This is a genomic window from Daejeonella sp., from assembly GCF_030695525.1.
In the GTDB taxonomy this organism is placed as follows: Bacteria; Bacteroidota; Bacteroidia; order Sphingobacteriales; family Sphingobacteriaceae; genus Daejeonella.
The window spans coordinates 17,383-41,965 of the sequence record NZ_JAUYSS010000030.1; the positions used below are offsets into that span (position 1 = coordinate 17,383).

21 protein-coding genes are annotated in these 24,583 nt (G+C 39.9%); 11 read left to right on the forward strand and 10 right to left on the reverse strand.

The genetic code is table 11. The features are described from left to right. Positions 1-15: 15 nt before the first annotated feature. The 6 genes from cphA to Q8S11_RS06885 are packed head-to-tail and all read left to right on the forward strand — an operon-like array spanning position 16 to position 7,895. A complete protein-coding gene (gene cphA, locus Q8S11_RS06860; protein ID WP_305661342.1) occupies positions 16-2,631 on the forward strand; it encodes a cyanophycin synthetase in 2,616 nt (871 codons plus the stop codon). 39 nt (positions 2,632-2,670) lie between these two features. Next, a complete protein-coding gene (locus Q8S11_RS06865) occupies positions 2,671-3,951 on the forward strand; it encodes a replication-associated recombination protein A (protein WP_305661343.1) in 1,281 nt (426 codons plus the stop codon). A gap of 28 nt (positions 3,952-3,979) precedes the next feature. Continuing rightward, the gene (locus Q8S11_RS06870) at positions 3,980-5,455 is read left to right on the forward strand and encodes a DUF5687 family protein (protein WP_305661344.1); all 1,476 of its coding nucleotides are present in this window, start codon (positions 3,980-3,982) and stop codon (positions 5,453-5,455) included. 1 nt (position 5,456) lies between these two features. Continuing rightward, on the forward strand, positions 5,457-6,158 hold the full coding sequence (locus tag Q8S11_RS06875; RefSeq protein WP_305661345.1) for an ABC transporter ATP-binding protein: 702 nt from the start codon (positions 5,457-5,459) through the stop codon (positions 6,156-6,158). A 26-nt stretch (positions 6,159-6,184) separates the two neighbouring features. Beyond that, positions 6,185-6,970, forward strand: a complete 786-nt coding sequence (locus Q8S11_RS06880) for an SDR family oxidoreductase (protein WP_305661346.1) — start codon at positions 6,185-6,187, stop codon at positions 6,968-6,970. A 16-nt stretch (positions 6,971-6,986) separates the two neighbouring features. Next, positions 6,987-7,895 carry an SMP-30/gluconolactonase/LRE family protein gene (locus Q8S11_RS06885; RefSeq protein WP_305661347.1) on the forward strand — a complete coding sequence of 303 codons (909 nt, stop codon included), beginning with the start codon at positions 6,987-6,989 and terminating at the stop codon, positions 7,893-7,895. Positions 7,896-7,973: 78 nt separating this feature from the next. On the opposite strand, the gene Q8S11_RS06890 is transcribed toward Q8S11_RS06885, so the two are convergent. From Q8S11_RS06890 to Q8S11_RS06905, 4 genes are all read right to left on the reverse strand, one after another. Next, positions 7,974-8,366 carry a DUF1573 domain-containing protein gene (locus Q8S11_RS06890; protein ID WP_305661348.1) on the reverse strand — a complete coding sequence of 131 codons (393 nt, stop codon included), beginning with the start codon at positions 8,364-8,366 and terminating at the stop codon, positions 7,974-7,976. A gap of 280 nt (positions 8,367-8,646) precedes the next feature. Then, a complete protein-coding gene (locus Q8S11_RS06895; RefSeq protein WP_305661349.1) occupies positions 8,647-8,907 on the reverse strand; it encodes an RNA-binding protein in 261 nt (86 codons plus the stop codon). A gap of 24 nt (positions 8,908-8,931) precedes the next feature. Continuing rightward, positions 8,932-10,155, reverse strand: coding sequence for a C40 family peptidase (locus Q8S11_RS06900; protein ID WP_305661350.1), 1,224 nt, complete (start codon positions 10,153-10,155; stop codon positions 8,932-8,934). A 188-nt stretch (positions 10,156-10,343) separates the two neighbouring features. Continuing rightward, the gene (locus Q8S11_RS06905) at positions 10,344-11,171 is read right to left on the reverse strand and encodes an SDR family oxidoreductase (RefSeq protein WP_305661351.1); all 828 of its coding nucleotides are present in this window, start codon (positions 11,169-11,171) and stop codon (positions 10,344-10,346) included. Positions 11,172-11,261: 90 nt separating this feature from the next. Between Q8S11_RS06905 and Q8S11_RS06910 the strand changes: the two genes are divergently transcribed. Next, complete coding sequence (locus tag Q8S11_RS06910; protein WP_305661352.1) at positions 11,262-11,942, forward strand: OmpA family protein; 681 nt, start codon at positions 11,262-11,264, stop codon at positions 11,940-11,942. A 53-nt stretch (positions 11,943-11,995) separates the two neighbouring features. Here the strand turns inward: Q8S11_RS06910 and Q8S11_RS06915 are convergent, their stop codons facing one another. The 4 genes from Q8S11_RS06915 to Q8S11_RS06930 are packed head-to-tail and all read right to left on the reverse strand — an operon-like array spanning position 11,996 to position 16,467. Continuing rightward, on the reverse strand, positions 11,996-12,535 hold the full coding sequence (locus tag Q8S11_RS06915) for a YfiT family bacillithiol transferase (RefSeq protein ID WP_305661353.1): 540 nt from the start codon (positions 12,533-12,535) through the stop codon (positions 11,996-11,998). 15 nt (positions 12,536-12,550) lie between these two features. Next, positions 12,551-13,366, reverse strand: a complete 816-nt coding sequence (locus Q8S11_RS06920) for a maleylpyruvate isomerase N-terminal domain-containing protein (protein ID WP_305661354.1) — start codon at positions 13,364-13,366, stop codon at positions 12,551-12,553. Then, entirely contained in the window at positions 13,366-14,763 is a 1,398-nt protein-coding gene (locus tag Q8S11_RS06925; protein ID WP_305661355.1) for an aldehyde dehydrogenase family protein, read from the reverse strand. Before Q8S11_RS06925 ends, Q8S11_RS06920 begins: the two co-directional genes overlap by 1 nt. Before the next feature lie 33 nt (positions 14,764-14,796). After that, a complete protein-coding gene (locus tag Q8S11_RS06930; RefSeq protein WP_305661356.1) occupies positions 14,797-16,467 on the reverse strand; it encodes an amidase in 1,671 nt (556 codons plus the stop codon). 72 nt (positions 16,468-16,539) lie between these two features. Here Q8S11_RS06930 and Q8S11_RS06935 point away from each other — a divergent pair, with 72 nt between their 5' ends. Both Q8S11_RS06935 and Q8S11_RS06940 read left to right on the forward strand, forming a co-directional pair. Beyond that, positions 16,540-17,796 carry a hypothetical protein gene (locus Q8S11_RS06935; protein ID WP_305661357.1) on the forward strand — a complete coding sequence of 419 codons (1,257 nt, stop codon included), beginning with the start codon at positions 16,540-16,542 and terminating at the stop codon, positions 17,794-17,796. A gap of 24 nt (positions 17,797-17,820) precedes the next feature. Further along, a complete protein-coding gene (locus Q8S11_RS06940) occupies positions 17,821-18,366 on the forward strand; it encodes a DinB family protein (RefSeq protein ID WP_305661358.1) in 546 nt (181 codons plus the stop codon). On the opposite strand, the gene Q8S11_RS06945 is transcribed toward Q8S11_RS06940, so the two are convergent. After that, positions 18,367-19,122 (reverse strand): EcsC family protein, encoded by a 756-nt coding sequence (locus tag Q8S11_RS06945; RefSeq protein WP_305661359.1) that lies wholly within the window; start codon positions 19,120-19,122, stop codon positions 18,367-18,369. 121 nt (positions 19,123-19,243) lie between these two features. On the opposite strand from Q8S11_RS06945, the gene Q8S11_RS06950 reads away from it, so the two are divergent. Continuing rightward, entirely contained in the window at positions 19,244-21,955 is a 2,712-nt protein-coding gene (locus Q8S11_RS06950; RefSeq protein WP_305661360.1) for a M14 metallopeptidase family protein, read from the forward strand. A 17-nt stretch (positions 21,956-21,972) separates the two neighbouring features. Here the strand turns inward: Q8S11_RS06950 and Q8S11_RS06955 are convergent, their stop codons facing one another. Further along, positions 21,973-22,632: a DUF305 domain-containing protein gene (locus tag Q8S11_RS06955; protein WP_305661361.1), complete on the reverse strand. Its 660-nt coding sequence runs from the start codon at positions 22,630-22,632 to the stop codon at positions 21,973-21,975. Between the two features lie 299 nt (positions 22,633-22,931). Between Q8S11_RS06955 and Q8S11_RS06960 the strand changes: the two genes are divergently transcribed. Beyond that, positions 22,932-24,575, forward strand: a complete 1,644-nt coding sequence (locus Q8S11_RS06960) for a M14 family metallopeptidase (protein WP_305661362.1) — start codon at positions 22,932-22,934, stop codon at positions 24,573-24,575. Positions 24,576-24,583: the final 8 nt, after the last annotated feature.

Here is a 24,583-nt window from a genome sequence, read left to right on the forward strand (position 1 = left end):
ATTAAAGAATATTCTATGAAAATATTGGGCATACAGGTTTTGAAGGGACCGAATATCTGGTCAACAAATCGTATAAAACTGATCCAGATGCGTCTTGATCTTGAGGACCTGGAGCAAAGACCAACCAATAAAATTGATGGTTTCAGGGAGCGGATTGAAGAGCTGATACCGAGTTTATATTCACACCGTTGTTCACCCGGACATGAGGGTGGTTTTTTTGAACGGGTAGACAAAGGTACCTGGATGGGTCATGTTATTGAGCATATTGCACTTGAGCTGCAATCCTTAGCAGGGATGGAAACCGGCTTTGGCCGTACTCGTGAGACAAAAACCCCGGGAATATATAATGTCGTATTTAGTTATATTGAAGAAACTGTAGGTGTATATGCTGCCGAAGCCTCCGTACGCATTGCAGAGAAATTAATTTCCGGTGGAGATTATGATATCGAAAACGATATCATGACAATGAAAAAAATGCGGCAACGTGAGCGTTTTGGTCCAAGTACTGCTTCAATCGTTGAGGAAGCTGTGTCCAGAAAGATCCCTTTTATCCGTCTCAACAGAAGTTCCCTGGTTCAGCTGGGATATGGTGTAAACCAGGTTCGGTTCAGGGCTACAATGACCGATAAAACCAGCAGTATTGCTGTTGACCTCGCCGGAAATAAAGATGAAACCAAGCGCATTTTACAGGAACAAGCAATTCCGGTTGCCAAGGGTTTAACCATTTCTACAGATGAGGATCTGGAAATTGCCCTCGATAAAATTGGATTTCCCCTTGTATTTAAACCTCTGAATGCTAATCATGGAAAAGGAGCAACAATCAATGTAAAAACCAGAAAGGAGGCTATTGAAGCATTTGCTTACGCTCAGAAATACTCACACCGTGTAATTGTCGAGAGATTCATAAGCGGTCATGATTTCAGGGTCCTGGTAATTGATAATCGTATGGTGGCAGCCGCCCAGCGCGTACCGGCCCACATTATAGGTGATGGCTTAAATACGATAGATAAATTAATTGAGATTGAAAACAGTGATCCGCGCCGTGGCTATGGACACGAAAATGTTCTGACCGAGATCGGAATTGACCGCGATACCCTCGACCTGCTCGATAAAAAAGGTTATACACTGGCTACTATACCGAAAAAATCAGAGATAGTTTACTTAAAATCTACTGCAAATTTGAGTACAGGCGGCTCCTCAATTGATGTTACAGACCTGGTACACCCGCAGAATATATTTATGTGTGAGCGGATAGCCAGAGTAATTGGCCTGGATATTTGCGGAATTGACATCATGGCAAATAATTTAACTGAGCTCCTCACTGAAAACGGAGGGGTTGTACTGGAGGTGAATGCCGCTCCGGGCTTCAGAATGCACCTTGCTCCAAGCGAAGGGCTCCCAAGGAATGTGGCAGCTCCGGTATTAGACATGCTTTATCCGCCGGGAAAGTCAGCACGAATTCCAATCATTGCGGTTACGGGTACAAATGGAAAAACAACCACTACGCGGCTAATTGCCCATATTGTAAAAAATAATGGCTTTAGGGTAGGTTTTACCACTTCCGATGGTGTGTATATTCAAAACTCCATGTTATTAAAAGGCGATACAACCGGCCCGATAAGTGCTGAATTTGTATTGAAAGATCCAACGGTCGAATTTGCTGTTCTCGAAACCGCCAGAGGAGGGATTTTAAGATCCGGTCTTGGCTTCAGGCATTGTGATATTGCCGTTATTACCAATATTCAGGAAGATCATCTGGGAATTTCAGATATTCACACACTCGATGACCTTGCGCGAGTTAAAGCGGTTGTAATAAATTCAGTGAAAAATGATGGCTGGGCTATATTAAATGCAGACAACAAACATTCTGTTAAAATAGCTAAAGATGTTCGCTGCAATGTGGCCTATTTTTCGCTGGATGAAAAAAATCCGGTTATTAAGGACCATTGCCAAAAAGGCGGAATAGCTGCAATTTATGAAAACGGCTTTATTACAATCAAAAAGGGAGACTGGAAAATAAGAATAGAGAAGGTGACACATGTTCCCATCACTTTTAACGGCACTGTAAGTTTTATGACACAAAATGTGTTGGCAGCCAGCCTTGCAACATTTGTATGGGGTTTTAAAACTGAAGATATTCGTCTTTCCCTTACAACGTTTATTCCATCTGTTGCCCAGACACCTGGCCGGATGAATATTTTCGAACTGAAGGATTGTAAAATAATGGTTGACTTTGCCCACAATCCCGACGGATTGAGAGGCATTAAGGATTTTCTATCCACACTGGATATTAAACAAAGCACCGGAATCATTTCCGGTACCGGCGACCGACGGGATGAAGATCTTCGGGAAATTGGACGGATTTCAGCGCAGATGTTCGACGATGTAATCATCTGTCAGGAAAAGTACCTGAGAGGCCGAAACAGGGAAGAAATCATCTCCTTACTTATAGAAGGACTGAAGGAAGTGAAGCCAGAAATTGATATACAGATCATTCATAAAGGTAAGGAAGCCTTTGAGTATGCAATTGAACATATTCAGGATGGCTCATTCATAACGATTATAGGCGATTCGGTTAGTAATGCAGTCGAGTTGGTTCAAAACTTTCAGGATGAAGAAATCGGCCTTTAGATCTCTACAATTACCCGAATGAATTAATACTTTAAATTAATGGCAACAATTCCTCCACTGGCAGAACGAATGCGCCCGGCAACACTGGATGACTATGTTGGGCAGAAGCATCTGATTGGCAAGGATGCGATTTTGCGCCTTGCAATCGAAAGCGGTATGCTGCCATCCCTGATACTGTGGGGGCCTCCGGGTGTTGGCAAAACCACTCTGGCATTAATTATTTCCAGACAGTTAAATCGTCCATTTTTTGGTCTGAGCGCAATAAATTCGGGGGTTAAAGATATTCGGGATGTGATTGAACAGGCAACACGCTTAAAAGATGAAAATGAGAATCTCCCAATACTTTTCATAGATGAAATCCATCGTTTTTCGAAATCCCAACAGGATTCATTGCTCGGTGCGGTGGAAAGGGGTCTGGTTACTTTAATTGGTGCGACAACTGAAAATCCTTCCTTCGAGGTTATTTCAGCGCTTTTATCCAGAAGTCAGGTATATATTCTCCAAAATCTGCCGGAAGAAGATCTGGTGGAATTATTGAATAAAGCCATCAAGGAAGACAGCTATCTGAAAAATAAAAATATCCAAATCAAAGAACATGAAGCCCTGCTCCGCCTTTCTGGCGGCGATGCGCGAAAGCTCCTTAATGTACTGGAACTGGTGGTCAATGCTGTGAATCAACAAGAAGTGAATATCACCAATGATCTGGTACTGAAACTTGTCCAGCAAAATATGGCCATGTATGATAAAGCCGGAGAGCAGCATTACGATATTATCTCCGCTTTCATAAAATCCATTCGCGGAAGCGACCCTAATGCGGCTGTATACTGGCTGGCACGTATGATTGCCGGAGGTGAGGATCCTTCATTTATAGCCCGCCGTTTGCTGATTCTTGCATCTGAAGATATAGGTAATGCCAATCCTAATGCACTGCTTCTGGCCAATACCTGTTTCCAGGCCGTCAATGTAATCGGCTGGCCGGAGTCAAGGATTATTCTCTCACAAACCGTTACCTATCTGGCCTCTTCCCCAAAGAGTAATGCAAGCTATGAGGCTATAAGTAAAGCTCAGGAACTTGTGGCAAGAACCGGCGACCAGTCGGTACCCTTACACCTGAGAAATGCGCCAACCAAACTCATGAAAAATATAGGTTATGGCAAAGAATACGAATATTCCCATACCTATAAAGACAATTTTACGGCCCAGGAATACCTGCCCGAAAATCTGAGTGGAACCCTGCTGTATGATCCGGGTAAGAATGCTGCTGAAGAAAAACTTCGGGAACGCCTTAAATCCCTGTGGAAGGAAAAGTATAAATACTAGGTTTGCATTATTTTTTTTAATTTCAAAGATGACTATAACCTTTCTAATTCACCAGTCAAAAGCATTCTGGCGTTCAAAAAACACAGGAAAAAGTGTTATTATGAGAGTGGTGATGGCAATACTCATTTTATATATCCTGCTAAATGTACTTGTTGTTGCTTTTTTTCTTGACCGGATACTAAAGAAGACCCATCCGGGTCAGGATATACTTTACTCATTCAATAGCTATATTCTGTACTATTTTTTAATGGATCTTCTTCTTCGTTTTCAAATGCAGGAATTACCAACCCTGAGTGTGAGGCCCTATCTGCATCTCAGAATTAAGAAGAATCAACTCATAAACTATCTTTCACTAACCTCTCTGTGGACAACTTTTAACCTAACGCCAATTTTATTGTCATTGCCGCTGCTCATTAAAGTAGTTTTACCGGAACATGGACTTGCTCAATTCTGGAGTTTACTGATATCCATAGTTGGGCTTACCCTTTCTAATCATTTTTTTAGTCAATGGATTAAAAGAAAGGTAAATCTAAATGCTATCTGGATGTTAATTTTCTTCGGTACTTTAATCCTTTCCCTTTCACTTGATTTTTACTTTAAACTTTTTTCAATCTCAGCTGTTTCTGGAGGATTATTCAATACCGTAGTGGCTAATCCGCTGTATTGTCTCATCTTTTTGTTGCTGGCCCTCCTGGTTTACATAGTCAATTACCGCTACCTTAGGATAAACCTCTACCTGGAGGAACTACACACAGCAGATACTACACATAAATCAAGCACTGAAATTCCTTATCTGAACAGATTTGGGAAAGCAGGAGACCTGGTTGCTAATGAGTTAAAACTAATACTCAGAAATAAACGACCGCGCTCAGTTATCACAATGAGTCTGCTGTTTATGTTTTACGGACTGATTTTTTATACTAACCCTAGCTTTTCAGGATATTCAGGAATCGTATTTTGCGGGATGTTCATGACCGGTATTTTCATAATCAATTATGGGCAGTTTATGTTTAGCTGGCAGAGTGCGCATTTCGATGGTATTTTGGTAAGCAAGGTGAGTGCGATAGATTTTTTCAGATCAAAATTCCTGTTATTCACTTTCTTTTCCTCTTTATGTTTTATATTGACCATTCCATATGTTTATTTTGGCTGGAAGGTTCTGATAGTACATTTCATTATGTTAATCTGGAATCTGGGAGTAAACACACTACTGGTGCTTTACTTTGCAAACAAAAATTACCGCAGGATTGACCTTAGCAAGGGAGCCACATTTAACTGGGAGGGTGTTGGAGCATCTCAATGGATCCTGAGTATCCCGCTCTTACTGGCTCCGTTTATAATATATTACCCTCTTAACCTTTTAGGTTATCCTGAAGCAGGTCTGGCATTTATTGCATTGATTGGGCTGGTGTTTATGATAAGCAGGGAATTCTGGCTTAACAAACTTGTAAAGGGATTTCAGGAGAAAAGATATTTAATTGCAGAAGGATTTAGAAATAAATAATATGATTGGGATAAGTAATTTAAAAAAGAAATATAACGGAGTAACAGTTGTCAATATTCCTGAACTAATTATTAAAAGAGGAGAAACGATCGGGCTGGTAGGAAATAATGGCGCCGGTAAAACCACACTTTTCCGAATGATGCTGGATCTGATCAGGCCAGATTCAGGCGAGGTGCTTTCAGATGAAAAAAATGTCGCAGAAAGTGAAGCATGGAAAGACTATACTGCCTCTTACCTTGATGAGGGCTTTCTGATCGATTACTTGACACCTGAAGAATATTTTCATTTTATTGGTGGACTCCACAACAAAAGTAAAGCTCAGGTTGACTCTGAACTACCTGCTTTTTCAGAATTTTTTAACGGGGAGATTTTAAAGAAGGGTAAATATATCCGCGACCTTTCTAAAGGCAACCAGACCAAAGTTGGGGTAGCTGCCTGTCTGATTCAGGACCCTCAAATACTGATGCTCGATGAACCATTTGCTAATATAGATCCAAGTACCCAGATACGATTGAAGAATATGGTAAAAGATATCAGCAGAGAGAAGCATATTACAACCATCATATCCAGCCATGACCTGAATCATGTTACGGAAGTATGTGAACGCATTTTATTAATGGAAAAAGGGAAGATTATCAAGGATATTGCTACCAATTCAAATACACTTCAGGAGTTGGAGCAGTATTTTTCGGTTTTATCTTAAGCCTGTTTATAACGCTATTATCCTATATGAATTTAGATTTGACCGGAAAAAGAGCCTTAGTTTGCGGAAGCACTCAGGGAATTGGTAAATCCAGTGCTACTGAGCTTGCATTATTGGGTGCTGATATTACGCTAATGGCCAGAAATGAAGATAAGCTTAAGGAAGTTCTTCAGGGTCTGTCGACAAAACAAAAGCAAAAGCATCATTACTTAGTTGCTGATTTCAACGATCAGGATCAATTGTATCTAATTATTAATGAGTATGTGCTCAAAAATCGAATTGACATATTAATTAATAATACTGGTGGCCCTGCCGGAGGACAGGCAATTGATGCCAGGACAGCTGAATTTATCAATGCTTTTAATATGCATCTGATTTGTAACCAGATTCTGGTACAGGCTGTTTCGACCGGGATGAAAAAACATAATTTCGGGCGTATCATTAATATTATTTCCACTTCAGTAAAAACCCCATTAAAAGGACTGGGAGTATCCAATACCATTCGAGGAGCAGTGGCAAGCTGGGCTAAAACACTTGCCCTTGAACTTGGCCCATTTGGTATAACAGTGAATAATATATTACCCGGCTTTACGATGACCGGCAGACTTGAATCCCTCATATCAGCAATTGCTGAACGTGAAAACAAAAGCAGGGAGGATGTGATCAATGACATGATAAGTACAATTCCTGCGGGACGAATAGCTGATCCGCATGAAGTAGCAGCAGCTATTGCATTTTTAGCAAGTCCGGCTGCATCATATATCAATGGCATCAATTTACCTGTAGATGGTGGTAAAACGCCATCATTGTAAACCAAAATTATAAGATATGAAATTCTTAATCCTATGCATGCTCCTTCCGCTTACAATCTTGAATTTAAGCGCTTCAACTCCAAAAAAAACTCAAAATGAGAAGTCAGGTATAATTGCAGAAAATGCAAAACCTGTTCTTATTTCTGATCAGTTCAAATTCACTGAAGGCCCCGCAGTTAATAAAAAAGGGGATGTTTTCTTCACTGACATTGTTGAGGGGAAAATCTGGAAATACAGTAATGAAGGTGAATTAAGTCTTTTTATGGATAAAACAGGATACTCTGACGGAATGTATTTCGATAAAAAGGGAAACCTGATCACTGCAGCTGATGAAAAAAATGAAATCTGGCAAATCAGTCCGGATAAAAAAGTAAAAGTATTACTTGATAATTTTGAAGGTAAACGGTTTAATGGCCCGAATGATCTTTGGATTGATGCTAAAGGAGGAATATATTTTACAGATCCTTATTACCAACGCCCGTATTGGGAACGAAAAAAACCTGACTTGAGTAGCCAAAGTGTTTACTACTTTCCCAAAGGATCTAAGGCCGCATTTGTTGTTGACAGCAATTTTGTGAGACCTAACGGAATCGTAGGATCAGCAGATGGAAAAAACCTGTTTGTTGCGGATATAGGTGATAAAAAAACCTATAAATATGATATCGGTAAGCAGGGGAGATTATATAACAGGCGTCTGTTTACAGATATGGGATCAGACGGAATGACTCTTGATAATCGGGGAAATCTTTATCTGACAGGTAGAGGCGGCATTACGGTATTCAATCCGGAGGGTAAGCAAATTGAGCATATTGCGATTCCTGCTTCAACTGCTAATGTTTGTTTTGGTGGAAAAAATAGGGATATTTTGTTCATTACTGCCAGTAAGGCAGTATATACTCTTAAGATGAATGTAAGAGGTATCTAAGAAAACCTGCCAGAGATTATTTGAAACAAAAGAAGCCCGGATGATCCGGGCTTCTTTAAAATATTAACACCTTTGAATTTATTCTGCAGAAGCAGCAACAACCTCACCTTTAATATAAATCACTTTTATCGGAGTTTTTGCATTCGACCTGATAGTCAAGCCCTTGCTGAATGGAGCAAGTGCTGCTGCATTATAGGTAACAGTAATTGTTCCTGATTGACCTTTCAAAACCGGTGTATTGGTATATTTTGGTACAGTACAGCCACAAACACTTTCTATATTGCTTATTATTAAAGGCTCATCGCCAGTATTTGTAAATTTGAATTCAACACTTACCGGCTTACCCTGAGGAATTTTACCAAAATCATGTGTTTCTTTCTCGAATTTAAATTCAGCTTGATCGACAACATTAAATGCTGTTACTGTTGCAAATAAAAATACAACGCTGCAAAGAATGATTAATTTTTTCATAATGGTTAAACAGTTTTTTTTATAATTGTTTGTCAATTAAACAGAACTCCGATTATTTTATAAAATCTAAAGCCTGCTAATCAAAAATAATAAATTACTCGGTTTGAATTCGTAATACTGCCAAATGTTATTCAAATGTTACCTTAAATATGACCCAAAGCTCATAAATAGCAACATCCGACAATTCAGAGCTTTAAAAATGCAGACCTTTCTTAACAGTAACAATTTCCGTTCCACAATATTGACATCAAGCTATTAGGACTGCTCTGCCTTGAATAGATCAATATCTTCTGTCCGGTTTTTTATCTTCAGAGACCCTGACACCTATTGTACGGCCATACAATTCGGTCCCATCAAGGGCATCAATGGCCTTTTGACCCGCTTCATCATCTGCCATCTCTACAAAACCAAAGCCTTTACTCCGGCCACTTTGCTTATCAATGATCAGCTTCACGGAAGTTAATTCACCGTATTTTTCAAAAATTTCTCTTAGCTCACTTTCATCTACTTTAAAAGGAAGTCCTCCAACGAAAATATTCATATTCTTTTTTTGATTAGTTTCTAATTATTGGTTAATTATCCTTTGATAATAAGGATGTTTATTTACACGTGTAACTTCAGGTTCACCAATTGCTGTAAGCATCCGGCGAGCCCCTACCATCGTTCTTGATTGAAAGTCGTCATAATTTTTTGCGCCTTTGATCATGCTGTTAATCCGGACCAATCCGGCAGCCTGAATAAATTCACCATTGCCAATGTAAATAGCAGTATGAGTAACGCGCCTGGTTTGTTTGTTGGCAGCGAAAAACAAAAGATCACCCGACTTCAGGGCTTTCAAGGATTTTTCAATACTCACAGAATCGCCCTCCTGAATATCTACGTTCTCTCCAACCAATGCCTGCTGAGAAGCATCCCTTGGAAGTACAATTCCATTCAGAAAATAACTTGTTTTTGTGAAACCGGAGCAGTCCATGCCTTTTACTGAAGTACCACCCCATAAATAAGGGATACCCAAAAAATTACGGGCTGTTCTCAGAATCTGATCAGCACCGGGATCGGGAAGTTCTTTCCACTGATCAAATAAGCGGGCCTTATTTATGGGAATATAAGCTATCCTTTTATCCGGAAAGGAAATTTTATAGAACCCATTAGATTCACTGATTAACTGTATGATATTGCCTGCAACTAAATCTGAAACCGGAAGTGACGTTTCTGATGCCTCTGAATAGGCCTGTCCAAATAAATCAGTATAAATAAGCTTTTCTGCCGTTTGCCAATTTTCAAATTCTGTTTTAGTCATCAGGCTTACACCTGCCGACTCAGTCCAGGAAAGGTAATTATCGGGTGTTCGTACAAAATAGTGCCCTCTCTCCTTTTTTAATACTTTCAGTGGCGTTCCCAAACCCGCCTGAGTGGCCATTTCTGCGGCATGATCAGGGCCATACCTGGTATTTATGACTGATAAATTGGCAATTCCATAGACCTTCTCTCCAAGATCCCTGGAAGGAAGAACCTCCTCATTAATTTGAACAGGAAGATTTTCAGAATTCAGTAATGCCTTTAGTTCAGTTGCCGCTTCCGGCTTGCTGATTTCGAGTTTATACGTTAAAGGAACCGCATTTTGCTGTTTTAGCTGATAAAATTCTACTCTTCTATCGGGTGCGTACTTCTTTTGAATGATGGTTGACAATTCATTGACCCGCTTAATTACAGAAGAATCAGGCTGAGCTGCCTCAGAATAAGTACAAACAAATAAAATAAGACCAAGAAAGGAAAAAAACTTCTTCATATAATTAACAAACGGGAAATGCAGAGGGGAAATCAAATCTCCTGCGCTCCTTTATAATTGGTTAAGGTATAAATTTAAGCAAAGAATATGAAAGATGTATAAAAAATCGGGTAAGACGAATATTTAACTAGTGGCTTTCTTTATACGAAATTCTTATCTAATTCAAATTTTAATTAACAATTAGACCCTCAGGCTTGATTAAGCCTGTCCATCAGGTTAGGGAATTTGTATGAAAAACCCAATTCCTTCTCTACCCGTTCACTCTCAACAATTTTCCAGTTTAGCATCTCTGGAATAAAATCCGGCTCCGGTAGCTTGTCAAGCCGGGCTGCCAGAGTATAAAATTCTTCTTTTGTGGGATGTGATGGAGTAGATCCGATGTATACCCCTTCAGCAGTATCCGAATCAATAAGGGCCCAAATCAGGGCAATCACATCCTCCTGATGAATCATGTTGACCGGTGCCAAGCCATTGGGAATATTAGTTTTACCTGCAAAAAATCTTCCAGGAGACCTTCCCGGCCCAAATAATCCGGCAAGTCTTATAATTATTACCTGTATAGGAAGCGATAACATACTCTTTTCAACTCCTGCAATTACTTTTCCGGATACAGTTACAGGTGAGATCTCAGAGCTTTCTGTTAATACCCTATTACTTTCTGAGTAAACGGAGGTGGAACTGATAAAAATTAGTTTGGATATCCTGCTTCCGGGTATTTGCGCAGACAGGATTTCACCCATTCTTTTATAATTCTCCGGTCCTTCAGAGCTTCTTCTACCGGGAGGGACAGAAACAATAAGAATATCAGCATCTAAGAGCTCAGTAAGATCAGGATCAGGCAGAGATTGATCAAATTGTACTAAAATTGGGTCAATCCCTGCATTTTTTAATACTGGCATTTTTTCCGGACTGGTTGTACTACCTTTTACAGTAAAACCCCTTGAAATTAAGTCAAGAGCTAATGGAAAGCCCAGCCAGCCGCATCCCAATAAATTTATATCTTTTTTATTTTTCATGTATATTTATACAAAAGTACATCCTTCAAAATTAAATCTAATTTTGGCACTTGGTTTGAAGATATCATGAAAGAACCTAAAAAAATAATCATGAAAAATACAAAGATTAAAATAGCAACACTAGGATTAGCCATTGCCGCTTCTGCAATGTTATTTCAAAGTTGCGCTACCGCAACAAAAACACAAAAAGGTACAGTTATTGGTGCTGCTGCTGGTGGTACACTTGGTGCAATTATTGGTAAAAAGGCAGGCAATACTGCGGTTGGAGCAATCCTTGGCGGAGCAATTGGTGGTACTGCAGGTGCTATCATTGGCCGTAAAATGGATCGTCAGGCTGAAGAAATCAAAAATACGGTTCCTAATGCTGAGGTTATTCGTGAAGGTGAAGGTATCATCGTAAAATTTGATTCAGGTATTTTGTTTGATGTTAATCAGTATGCACTTAAATCAGCTGCACGTACAAACATCGAAAACCTTGCGGTCTCCTTGAAAAATAATCCGGAAACTACCATCCTGATTGTTGGACATACCGATTCAAGTGGTTCAGATGAGTATAACAGACGTTTATCAGAACGACGTGCTGAATCAGTTAAAACATATGCTCTAAGTCAGGGTATCAGCTCAAGCCGTTTAAGCACTGAAGGCAGAGGCGAAAGTGAGCCAATTGCCGATAATACAACGGAAGATGGTAAAGCACAAAATCGTCGTGTTGAAATTGTGATCGTTGCCAACGAGACAATGAAACAGGAAGCTAAGTCAAGCGCTCAATAATCAAAACAAAATCTTAAAAAGACCCTCATTAGTCTCGACTGATGAGGGTTTTATTATTTCCATCCATTTGCTTTTTTTGTCTCAGTAATATGGGCAAGATGGTGATTTCCATGCCAAACATATAAACTTAACACATTGCCTAATACATAATTCCTCTGCTGTGCCGGATGATAATATTTGCGAAGAAAATCTTCAGGCTTCAGGGTCCTCAAAAAAGCCACCCATCTTCTGTGCAAACTATCGAGCAAATCCAAAGAATCATTCACAGGCCCATGTTTTGCTTCTGTGCTTTCGGCCCACAGACCCTCTTCATAGGGTTTTATAATTGGGGTATCTTCAGTTAATGCCAGTTTAAACCGCATATAGGCATTTAAATGACTATCCGGCAAATGATGAACCACCTGCCTTAATGTCCAGCCACCTTCCCGGTAAGGTGTGTCTAACTGTTCATCGGTCAAACCCGCAACCGCTTTCCTGACCATCCCTGGCAATGTCTCTAACTGATCTATTAACTTCGGATAGTCCTGCTCCTCAACAGGCTCAATTTTATATTTCCCAATTGGAAACTTTAGTTTTTCTAAGTCATTGTTCATAATAATTTTTTGATTTTATACCATAAACGCAGGCATTGCCAGAGCATGCATCCCCAGCTCCTGATCACCAATCACCTGCCAATATTGTTTAGCCTGACTAATTTCTATTCCTTTCGAAAATAGCATCCAGGCTATATTCTGGTCAATATATATTTGGGATGTAAATTCACCGGGCTCATTGCTGAATTCCCAATTATGCCCTTTTCTAATGATCGACCATACACCTCCTGCATCTCCAACTACCTCCACCCTGATGATAGTACCTTCGGGCGATTCAAAGTTTCTGTAATGATAGGGCAATGCCTGCATACAGATTTGAAGAAAAGGATTATAAAATTCCCTGTCCATAATAGATTTTGCTCCTACCGCCTGCCTGATCTGCTGCTGATGATGCCATCTTTCAGTATATTCCCTGGCGATATCAAAACGGTTTGTAGAAACATCTTCACCTGCCCATGAAACCGGAAACATGGCTTTTGCATCAGGATCAAGGCTTTCAAGATATTGATGCATCTGTCTTTGAGCCAAAATTAATTGATCTAAAATAATTTTGGGACTTACCCTTTTGTAGGCATTCACCCAATCAGCATTCAGGTCATTCAGATAATTTAGAAGGTCCTGATACGATTTGATTTCTGGATTTTCAATTTGGTAAGCATCACGGCCAATGGATAAACGTCTCAGCGAAATATCCAGTAAATGAGCTGCTATATCCTTTACTTTCCATTGTCTGCATACGGTATCATTATTCCATTGCCGCCTATCTAATCCGGTCAATACCTCAATCAGAGAGGAATTAAGTGCTGGAAACAAATGCAATACATCAATCATCACATAATCTTTTTAAGCCATTTTAACAGACTTTGCTTCTTAGGATAAGGCGGATATGCAATCTTACTGAAATCTATTTTAGATTGAAACATCACTGCACGTTCATGGGAAAAAGCCCTGAAGCCAAAAAATCCATGACAACTGCCCGAACCACTGTTTCCAATCCCTCCAAAAGGAAGGTTAGGATTTGAAATATGGATTACCACATCATTCACACAGGTACCTCCGGCTGAGGTTTGTTTTATAGTATTCCTGACTATAGCATCTGAACCGGAAAAAATATATAGTGCGAGTGGTTTTGGCATCTGGTTAATAAAATCTATGGCCTTGCTTATTGATTCATAAGTAATCACTGGAAGCAGGGGTCCAAATATCTCTTCCTGCATAATTGCAGAAGATACCGAAACCTTACTCAACAAAACCGGTTCAATTGTTTGGTCTTCATCACTATCAGTACCGCCTTTTATGATTTGTGCGCCATCATCCACGGCCTTATCCCTAAGGGCTTTCAATCGCTGATAATGGCCTGTACTTATGATCTTACCATAGCTGCTTTTATCCAGCACATCATTATTATAGAACAACTGGGCAATTTTTAGGGAAGCCAGTCGTAAAAACTCCTGCTCCTTGCTTGCATGGATAAAAACATAATCAGGAGCGATACAAGTCTGACCGGAATTCATAAACTTGCCCCAGACGATTTTTTCTGCTGCCTTTTGAAGGTCAGCATCCTCAGCAATTAATGCAGGCGATTTACCCCCAAGTTCGAGAGTTACAGAACTCAGGTGCCTGGCTGCTGCGGCCATAATTACCTTTCCAATCTTCGGGCTTCCGGTGAAGAAAATATGATCAAAAGGCAATTCAAGTAAAGCTTCTGATACCTCAACACCGCCTTCAAAACAGGCTATTTCCTTTGAATCAAAACTATCATTTATCAATTTTAATAGAACTGAAGTAGTTGCCGGACTTAATTCAGAAGGCTTGAGCATAGCACAGTTACCTGCAGCAATTGCCGAAACAAGCGGTGCAATCAGTAGTTGAAAAGGGTAATTCCAGGGTGAAATGATCAGAGACACCCCCTTAGGTTCATAAAATATTCTATTTTTAGTGAAAAAACTACTCAAACCCGCTGCTACCTTTCGGGGATTTAACCAGGATGACAGATTTTTAATTGCAAAATCTATTTCGGCATAAACAAAATAAACTTCCGTCAATGCCGCCTCAAACTCAGATTTCCGAAGATCAATTTGAAGTGCCTCAAATATCAGCCCCTCATTTTCCTGAATTATCATTTTGAGCTTCCTCAACTTTTCCTTTCGCTCTGCTGCACCAGTACTGCGCAGTAGAATGCTATGAACCTTTTGCAGCTCAAAAATTTCGTTGATACTTTTTTGCATATAGATCTTTTTATGACAGAAACTCAGGAATTTCTAAAAATTTAATGGCGGATGTTGCTGATTAAAGTCCGTGGCTTTTTGATAGGCCTGGGCCACTTTCAATAGTTTTCCTTCACCAAATAATTGTCCGGTAAAGGTAATACTACCCGGAAGACCGTTTCTAAACCCATTTGGTAAAACTACGCAGGGATGACCACTTAAATTAGTAGCGCGTAAATTCATCCCAAAAGCAGGTGCAACAAACAGGTCAATATTCTTCATTTTCTGGTTCATCTGCTCGATCAGTAATGCTCTTGCCCGGTTTGCCTGAATATATTCTACAGCAGGTATGAATTGCGCAGAACGAAATCCACTTGGCCAGGCATTTTTATTCTGTCTCACCATTAAATCGTCGCGGTTTGATAGGCTTAGCTCCTGAAACGCGGCACCCGATTCGGCTGATAAAACGATGAGCATATCACTATAAGGAAATTCAGGAAGCTCGAAGGGAATTAGTTCTGCACCTAATTCCTTTAACTTAATCAGTGTAATACTATCGTTGGATGAATTTGAATATTTAAGCTTGAATTCAGACTTGATATAGCCAATACGTGTACCCTTAAGGCTTGAACCAACCGGACTAGTATAATTGAAGGGTGCTGCGATTGCACTAAGATCCTTCCCGTCAACACCCTGAATCGCGTTAAACACAATCGTACAATCTTCAACACTCCGGGCGATTGGACCTAATTTATCCATACTCCAGCTTAAAGCCATGGCTCCGTGTTTACTTACGCGGCCAAAACTCGGGCGAAGTCCGGTGGTACCGCATTCTGTGGAAGGAGAAACGATTGACCCCAGCGTTTCGGATCCAATGGCAAATGGCAGACAGCCTGCAGCAACTGCAGATGCTGAACCCGCAGATGAACCACTTGAACCACGCTTTATATCCCATGGATTTTTTGTTTTACCACCAAACCAAACATCACCCATCGCCAGCTCACCAAGAGTCATTTTAGCGATTAATACCGCACCTGCATTCTCGAGTCGTGTAATAACCGTTGCATCCATGTTGAGATTTTGATCCTTATAAATAACTGATCCCCAGGTAGTTTTGTAATCTTTGGTGGCCAGCAGGTCTTTGACTCCAAATGGAATTCCATGCAGCAATCCCCTGTATTTTCCGGTGGCGATCTCTGCATCAGCCTCCCTGGCCTGTTTCATCGCCCTCTCCTCAGTTATACTTACCACATATAACAATTCCGGATCATATTTCTTAAGCCGATCAATGAAAAATCGGGTCAGTTCTACAGACGTGATCTGTTTGCTTTGTATCAATCCGGCGAGCTGAGTAATGGTAAAAAAAGCAAGATTCTCTCTGTCGGCAGGAAGCTTAATATGCTGGCTAGAAACCTTAAAATAGTTGGACTGATCAGGGAATCGGTACCCGGTTGGAAGGGGATTAAAGTTTAAAACAGGCGAAACCGAATTTGAAATATTGAGCTTTCGCAGAGCTGCATAACTTTTCCGCTTTCCTTCCAAATCCTGAATCATAGTATCCGCCTCTGCATCTGTAAAATTCAATCCGATAATTTTCTGCGCATGCTTTATCAGTGCTACAGTAATTTTCTCTTCATCAATTTTTTGGGTAATAAACCCTCCCAGTGTAAAACTTAGGATGCAAAGAATTAAAAGGATACTATTTCTATGTAAATGAAGTTTCATAATTGCTGATTTGTCGATCTGAATAAATTTAATGAAAGAAACAGTAATTTAAGCCCTTTGATATTTATAATTATGATCAAGCATAATTCTTTATTCTTATTTCTAATGCTGTTTAGCATTTATTTACAGGCACAAACAATAAAAACGGGAGTTCTGGTTGTTGGAAACACAGCTGCAGGTGCTTCTGCAGCCATTCAATCAGCACGATCCGGTGCAAAAACAACCTATTTGACACAATCCTTATCTGTAAATCCGGTATTTGCGGAGGAAGATCTTCCCTATTTAAGGAACATCAGAAACCACTACCTTTTGAAGGAGAGAAAAAAAACTCAAGCCACTGATTCGATCATAGCTTTAAAAATTAATCTTGATCAAGCCACCAGTCTGATTAAAAATATTGCAGATACGGTCAAAAATCTGAATCTCAACCACAATAATGTGGTAGATGATATAAAGAAAGACGGCAAAGGCTGGGAAGTGAAGCTCAAAGGTGGCCAGAAAATCAAAGCAGATGTAATAGTAGATGCAACTGAAAACCTTTTTTTAGCGTCTATACTCAGAATAGATGTAAAAAAAGCAGTGACTATTCCGATAAATAATGAAAATCCATTTGACAGCAAACTAAGCAGAAGTGGAATGGCTACTGGTTACCTGGAACTGACTAATAATGAACGTGCAATTGCTTCAATTCCTCCAAGTGCTTTAATTCCGGCAGGTTTTGAAAATTTTGTTGTTGTTCCTAAACAAATCGGACAAGTAAAACCCGAAAGGATGGAGCTGGGCCAGGCTGCAGGAACTATTGCGGCTTATTGTGCATTTTTTAAAACTTCTACCAAAGCAATTAATATCAGGGTAGTACAGGGCGAATTACTGGCCTTTGATGCTGTGCTGATACCATATTCTGACATTGACCTTAAAGATCCAAATTTTAAAGCCTTTCAGCAATTAGGCCTCAGCGGGTTGATGAAATCAATTGTGGTAAAAGAAGGAAATATTAACAAAATCAAGTTTGATACTGCCTCTACCATTACTGCTGAAGAATTAAGGGCACCTATGAAAGAATTTTATACAAGAAGTCAGATTTGGTTTGCAGATAATAAAGCAGATACCTTAACCATCGGAGATGTAATCAGTCTGTTAATGTTCACAGCAACACGTGGGGAGGAATTAAAAAAAGAAATAGAGGAAGGTTGGAAAGTAAGTTTCAAATTCAACAGCATATTTGATCTGAATAGAAATATCACAAGAAAAGAATTCGGGATTCTTGCTGACCGGTATCTTCAGCCTTTTAATGTCAGGGTAGATCCGGCAGGGAATTTACAACGCTAATTCAATTAACCAATTACAGCAATAATGAAAAATTTAAAATCACTATTGGTTATCAGTAGCTTACTAATGATGAGCAATTCCATTATTGCTCAGGGGCTGAACAATGAAGTAGTCAAAGCGAACATGATAGTTGACTGGGAAAGGGCAAAAATTTATACCAGGGAGTATCTGGATGCAATGCCAGATGATGGAGTTAATTTTAAACCCGTTCCAGATATCCGTAGTTTTGCAGAGCAGATGCTGCATATGTCGCAGGGAACTGTCAGATTGGTTGCAAATGCTACTGGGGTAAGCCCTATTTACCAGGGCAAAGTACTCGAAAAATCAGATGAATTCAAGAATAAGGACGCACTTACCAAAGTAGTGATGGAATGTTACGACTTCGCGATTCAATCATTACGTAATATGGATGCTTCAAAAATGGATAGTCTGATTAAACGGGGGAATTATGAAACTGACCAGTTTGGATGGCTGAATAAAGCATTTGAGCATCAGACACATCATCGCGCCCAGACAACAATATATCTTCGTTTGAAGGGAGTAAAACCACCGAATGAAAGACTTTTCTGATCAGAACTTAGACTTTTTGACCTGATTTATAATTTTTAGAGAGCTGATTTTCCTCATCCTGTAACAATTCATGGCTGTTTCACCCAGTTTATCAATCAGTTTATAATTCACTATTGCCCCTACGACAGCTCCAATCACAGGAATTAATTGTGCCATTTTTGCCAGATCAATATAATCGCGGTATTCCTGCTGAAAAGTACGCCAATCAAACTGATCGACATCCTCCGGCAGGGAACCTATATAAGAATTCCAGTCTGAAATTTGTTTAAAAACTCTAATCCTGCCTTGCTGGCTCGAAAATGCAAGCTGAAAAATATATAATATGTAAAGACGCTCTCTGTAATCTTTAACATCATATCCATACAGGGCCGCAATATCAAAAAGCAGTTTCATCTTAATCCCGATCAGAACGGGAAATTCGGCTAAACCAAGCAGAAAGCCCCCTGCTCCTGTCACCGCACCTTCAGCAGATGCTGTTTTCCTGTAAAACTGTATTCTTTCTTTAACAAAAGCCTCCCTAAGTTGCAATGAACTATCTACCCTCGGTTTTTTGGTAACATATTTGGCGCCAAAAAGCACCGCTTTGATCATCTTTTCAATAGCTACCGTGATCGCATTATGAACTTTCTCCGGGATAAGTTTGTTCAAACGGTTCTGAATTCCCTTCGAAGCAAGATCAAAAAAACCTGGCTTTTTCAGGGTCTTCTTTTTCCAGAGTTCGAGTTCTTTGTAGGCCTGTTCTTCGTATGGGAGCATAATTAGTTAGACCTATTTGAAAAAATAAGCCATCTTCACAAGATACCTAATAATAATTTCAGAATACCTGAATTTGTTCGTATTCCTATTACTCTTAACTTGCTTATTCAAACAAATTAATATGCGTAAGTTTTCCCTGCTCCTGGCCGGCATTTTTCTTTTAAACAATTTATTTGCCCAAATATCCCCAAAAGAACATTTCGGATTTACAATAGGGGACGATTATCAATTAGCCAACTTCAGCCAGACAGCTGACTACTTCAAAAAGCTGTCCGAACAATCTGAGCGAGTGAAACTTGTAGGAATCGGGGAGACAGAAGAAGGAAGAACACAACCTATGCTGATCGTGTCTTCCCCAGAAAACTTAAAAAAATTAGAGGACTACAAAGAAATATCTCAAAAGCTGGCCAGGGCTGAAAATTTATCAGAATCTGATGCAAGGGAGCTCGCAGAGAAAGGGAAAGCAATTGTCTGGATTGATGGAGGATTACATTCGACAGAAACTCTGGGTATTCATCAGCTCATCGAAACCTTATGGAACCTGGTCAGCCGAAATGATGCTGAGACCATCCGCATTCTTGACAACACGATTATTTTAATGACACATGCCAATCCTGATGGCCATGAACTTGTCAGCAACTGGTACATGCGTGAAAGTAAGCCCGAAAAACGTTCGCTGCAACACTTACCGCGTTTATATGAAAAATATGCCGGCCATGATAATAACCGCGACTTCTTTATGATGAATCTGAAGGAAACGCAGAATATAAGCAGACAATTATTTGTTGAATGGTTGCCCCAGATTATGTATAATCATCACCAGAGAGGCCCGGAGGGCTCTGTTGTTGCGGGTGCACCTTATCGGGATCCCTTTAATTATGTTTTTGACCCGATACTGATGACCAGTCTGGATGCCCTTGGGGCAGCCATGAATTCAAGACTTAACGTTGAGAATAAACCGGGCTATACCCAAAAATATGGTTCCGTGTTTTCTACCTGGTATAACGGAGGCCTGCGTACTACCACCTACTTTCATAATATTATAGGACTGCTGACTGAAACTATTGGTGGACCAACACCTACTGAAATATCCCTTGTTCCGCAACGCCTGATTCCAAATGGCGGAACAACCTTCCCGGTAACCCCTCAAAAATGGCATTTCCGGCAGTCAATAGATTATTCAGTTTCTTTGAATTATGCGGTACTGAATTACGCTGTGAGATATCGTGATGAATTATTGTTTAATATTTACCGGATGGGTAAAAACTCCATTGAACGTGGAAGTAAAGATACCTGGGGGCTTTCCCCTAATAAGGTAGAAGCCATCAATCAGGCTTATCTTAAAGATCAGCCCGGAGCAAAAATTTCTAATCAGCAAATCCTTCCAAAAAAATACTTTGATACGGTAATGAATAATCCCGCTTCGCGGGATGCCAGAGGATATATCATACCTGCAGATCAGGCTGATTTCCAGACTGCTGTAAAATTTGTAAATGCACTGATCCGCTCTGGAATTTTAGTACATAAAGCCACAGTTGATTTCAATGTAGCAGGGAAAAACTATCCGAAAGGTTCCTTTGTTATTAAAACGAATCAGGCTTTCAGGCCGCATGTGCTGGATATGTTTGAACCACAGGACCATCCGAATGATTTTAAATACGAAGGAGGCCCTCCCGTTGCTCCATACGATGCTGCAGGCTGGACTCTGGCTTACATGATGCATGTGCAATTCGACAGACTTCAGGATGATTTCATTGGTCCATTTCAGCCTATTGAATATGGCGAAATTCAAAGGCCTGAACCTGGAATACTTGCTTCTGCAAAAGCTTACCTGATCAATGCGGAATCTAACAATGCATTTATCGCAGTTAATGAAGTATTAAAAGCGGGAGAAAAAGTTTACAGGATAAACAGGGGAGATGAACGCGGGGATTTCTTTATTCCCGGAAATCCAAAAACAAAAAATTTATTGAACAAAGTAAAAAATGATGCAGGATTGGAAATAAGGGAAAGTTCAATAGCACCGGAAAATCTGACGAAACTTTCAAAACTACGGATCGGGCTTTGGGATAGCTATGGTGGCTCCATGCCATCCGGATGGATACGTTTATTAATGGAGCAATTCAGGTTTAAAGCATCACTGGTCTATGCGAAAGATATTGACGCCGGAAATCTGAATGAAAAATACGATGTGATCATTTTTGTTCCGGGGGCAATACCAGCATTCCCTGGACCTGGGACAGGGATTACTACAAATCCTGGACCTGATCCCGAAACAATTCCAGTGGAGTTCAGAGAACAGCTTGGAAGGATCAGTGCCGAAAAATCAATCCCTGAATTAAAAAAATTCATAGAGCTTGGCGGAAAAATTGTGAGCATTGGAAGCAGTACGAATCTAGCCTATCACCTGAACCTTCCGGTAAGGAATGCAATGGTTGAACTGGGAGCAAACGGTCTGGAACGAAGTCTGCCTGCAGAAAAATATTATATTCCGGGGAGTATTCTAAGGGCTGATACAGATAATAAAATTGCAGCAGCCTGGGGAATGCCTGCAAAATCAGATATCTATTTTGATAGAAGTCCGGTATTCAAAATCTCAACAGAAGCAATTGCCAGTGGAAAAATTAAGCCCATCTTATGGTTTTCAAACCCGGCACCACTGCGAAGCGGCTGGGCATGGGGCCAGGCCTACCTGCGTGATGGGGTAACTGCATTCGAAGCGCAGCTTGGCAGGGGAAAACTCTATGCCTTCGGTCCTGAAATTACATTCAGGGCTCAAACACATGGAACATTTAAATTACTGTTTAATCAGCTTTATGGGTATTCTCAATAGCAAATCAGAGATAAATACTACTCGGACCATTTTTTAAACTGCTCAATTTCCATTTTCTGGTCCACTATCATTTTTGTCGCCATTGAGATTAATCTTGAATCTTTACCAAACTGAACAAATCCTTCTGCCATCTTCACAGCACTTTGATGGTGTGGAATCATCATCATTGTAAACTGCTTGTCAGTTGAAGAATTTTCGTCAATTTTACCCATATCCATCATCATCTTCATGCTCTGATTCATCACTTTCGAAAATCCCTGTTCCTTCATTGAGGGATCATAATTTTTTTCAATATTTTTATGATTATCAATAAAAGACTGTAGCTCATTGATTTCAGATTTTTGAGAATCAATGATTTTTTGAGCCATTTTCTTCAATTCATCATCTTTCCCAGATTCAAGTTCTACCTCCGACATGTCAACTGCGGCCTGATGGTGGCTTTTCATCATCATTGCAAAGTCCTTGTCTATATTCCCGGTCATTTCCATTTGATGCATTTCCGTCATCATTTTGTCCATTCCAGTCTGCATGCCCGAATTCATCGACATTGAACCCATATCCATTTCATTACTATCCATAGAAGAATGATCTGTTCCAGTTTTAGATGCATTATTTTGGCATGCTGAAAAACCAAGTGTAATTGCAAGTGCAGTAATTACTAAAGTGTTTGTTTTCATAAATCATCAGAATAGTGTGAATAATAAAAAAGGGGAATAGTTCCCAAAGAAGTATTGACAAATCAAAGGTACCTATCAAAATAGCTGATATTGTTACATAATTAATTTGAAAGTTTATATAATTAAAGTCAGTATAAAATTTTATACTAATTGAAAACCAACCATTTTATTGGCGGATACCCATTTGCTTTTTGTCCCTTGTAATTGCAATTTTTAATTATTTTCATTCTTTAATTGTGCAACCAATTGAGAATGAAATTGTGTTTATATTTATCTGCCTAAACTAACCGATTTCTTACATGAATATAATTTACAAAACCTCAGTTGTACTGTGGGGCATTTTTCTCTTTTTCGGAGAATTGAGTGCACAGGATTACAGCAATAACTCCCGGGTTTCGGAGCGGATAAATTCACTCGCTAAAACCTATCCATCCCTGGTAAAAGTTAAATCCCTTACTAAAACACTCGGGGGGAAAGATATCTGGATGCTAAGCATTGGCAAGGGCAATACTGAGCAAAAACCCGCCATTGCTATCGTAGGAGGCGTTGAGGGTTCACACCTTCTGGGCACCGAGCTGGCTTTAGGATTTGCAGAAAAAATACTCAAAGATTCTGCCCAGGATAGTATTATGGCAATTCTCGGGAAAAATACATTTTATGTTTTTCCTAACATGAGTCCTGATGCTACTGAACAATACTTCGCACAGATTCGCTATGCCAGAAGTGGAAATGCAAAACCTACAGATGACGACCGTGATGGAAAGCTGAATGAAGATGGGTTTGATGATCTGAATAAAGATGGAAAAATAAGCTGGATCAGGATTGAAGATCCGACAGGAAAGTACCGGATCAACCCTGAAGAACCCCGTTCCATGATTCTTGCCGATCCAACTAAAGGCGAAACCGGCAAATACCTGCTTTTTTCTGAAGGTACCGACAATGATAAGGATGGAAGTTTTAATGAAGACGCTGAAGGTGGAGTTCATTTTAATAAGAATATGAGTTATGACTACCCGAATTTTATCCCCGGATCAGGCGAGCATATGGTCTCAGAAATTGAAAACAGGACTTTACTCGACAATCTGTTTGAAATGTTCAATATTTATTCGGTAATAACTTTCGGGCCCTATAACAACCTTTCAGTACCGGTAGCTTTTAATGCACAGGCTGTTTCCAAGCGCATCATTACCGGCTATTTTGAAGCTGATGCAAAGGCAAATACCCTGGTTTCTGAACTTTATAATAAAACAGTTGGCTTAAAAGATGCTCCCAAAAGTGCATCAGAAGGTGGCGATTTTGCTCAATGGGCTTATTTTCACTATGGACGTCATAGTTTCAGTACCCCGGGATGGTGGGTACCAAAAGCGAAAGCCGATACAATAAAGAAAGTTAAGGAGCTGAAAATTGATGATCCGGTAGCCAATTACCTTCGTTGGGCGGATAGTCAGGGACTAAAAGATAATTTTACAGAGTGGAAAAAAATTGAACACCCTGATTTCCCCGGACAAACAGTAGAACTTGGAGGAATCGATCCTTTTGTTTTAAACAATCCACCGTTTAAAATGGTTGAGGATTTGGTGAAAAAGCACAGTGATTTTATTCTGGCACTGAGCAAGTATACTCCCTACATCGATATTACAAACATAAAAAAAGAGAAATTAGGTAATGACCTGACAAGAGTTACCGTCAGTCTTATTAATAAAGGAATTTTACCAACCCAAACAAAGGTTGGAGAACGAAGTTATTGGGTAAAGAAGCTATCCGTTAAAATTATTACTGAATCGAATCAAACCCTTATCAGTGGACGCAAAAACCAGACCATTGATGCCATACAGGGCCAGGGATATCAAAGCCTATCCTGGCTGATCAAAGGTTCAGGTAAGATGACAATTAATGCTGGCAGTCCGACGAGCGGAACAAAGAATGTAGAAATCCCATTATAATCCCTGGC

Bases quoted from the DNA above. Each gene is read 5' to 3' on its own strand.
- cphA (WP_305661342.1), top strand. From the start codon at position 16: ATGAAAATATTGGGCATACAGGTTTTGAAGGGACCGAATATCTGGTCA.
- Q8S11_RS06865 (WP_305661343.1), top strand. From the start codon at position 2,671: ATGGCAACAATTCCTCCACTGGCAGAACGAATGCGCCCGGCAACACTG.
- Q8S11_RS06870 (WP_305661344.1), top strand. From the start codon at position 3,980: ATGACTATAACCTTTCTAATTCACCAGTCAAAAGCATTCTGGCGTTCA.
- Q8S11_RS06875 (WP_305661345.1), top strand. From the start codon at position 5,457: ATGATTGGGATAAGTAATTTAAAAAAGAAATATAACGGAGTAACAGTT.
- Q8S11_RS06880 (WP_305661346.1), top strand. From the start codon at position 6,185: ATGAATTTAGATTTGACCGGAAAAAGAGCCTTAGTTTGCGGAAGCACT.
- Q8S11_RS06885 (WP_305661347.1), top strand. From the start codon at position 6,987: ATGAAATTCTTAATCCTATGCATGCTCCTTCCGCTTACAATCTTGAAT.
- Q8S11_RS06890 (WP_305661348.1), bottom strand. From the start codon at position 8,366: ATGAAAAAATTAATCATTCTTTGCAGCGTTGTATTTTTATTTGCAACA.
- Q8S11_RS06895 (WP_305661349.1), bottom strand. From the start codon at position 8,907: ATGAATATTTTCGTTGGAGGACTTCCTTTTAAAGTAGATGAAAGTGAG.
- Q8S11_RS06900 (WP_305661350.1), bottom strand. From the start codon at position 10,155: ATGAAGAAGTTTTTTTCCTTTCTTGGTCTTATTTTATTTGTTTGTACT.
- Q8S11_RS06905 (WP_305661351.1), bottom strand. From the start codon at position 11,171: ATGAAAAATAAAAAAGATATAAATTTATTGGGATGCGGCTGGCTGGGC.
- Q8S11_RS06910 (WP_305661352.1), top strand. From the start codon at position 11,262: ATGAAAAATACAAAGATTAAAATAGCAACACTAGGATTAGCCATTGCC.
- Q8S11_RS06915 (WP_305661353.1), bottom strand. From the start codon at position 12,535: ATGAACAATGACTTAGAAAAACTAAAGTTTCCAATTGGGAAATATAAA.
- Q8S11_RS06920 (WP_305661354.1), bottom strand. From the start codon at position 13,366: ATGATTGATGTATTGCATTTGTTTCCAGCACTTAATTCCTCTCTGATT.
- Q8S11_RS06925 (WP_305661355.1), bottom strand. From the start codon at position 14,763: ATGCAAAAAAGTATCAACGAAATTTTTGAGCTGCAAAAGGTTCATAGC.
- Q8S11_RS06930 (WP_305661356.1), bottom strand. From the start codon at position 16,467: ATGAAACTTCATTTACATAGAAATAGTATCCTTTTAATTCTTTGCATC.
- Q8S11_RS06935 (WP_305661357.1), top strand. From the start codon at position 16,540: ATGATCAAGCATAATTCTTTATTCTTATTTCTAATGCTGTTTAGCATT.
- Q8S11_RS06940 (WP_305661358.1), top strand. From the start codon at position 17,821: ATGAAAAATTTAAAATCACTATTGGTTATCAGTAGCTTACTAATGATG.
- Q8S11_RS06945 (WP_305661359.1), bottom strand. From the start codon at position 19,122: ATGCTCCCATACGAAGAACAGGCCTACAAAGAACTCGAACTCTGGAAA.
- Q8S11_RS06950 (WP_305661360.1), top strand. From the start codon at position 19,244: ATGCGTAAGTTTTCCCTGCTCCTGGCCGGCATTTTTCTTTTAAACAAT.
- Q8S11_RS06955 (WP_305661361.1), bottom strand. From the start codon at position 22,632: ATGAAAACAAACACTTTAGTAATTACTGCACTTGCAATTACACTTGGT.
- Q8S11_RS06960 (WP_305661362.1), top strand. From the start codon at position 22,932: ATGAATATAATTTACAAAACCTCAGTTGTACTGTGGGGCATTTTTCTC.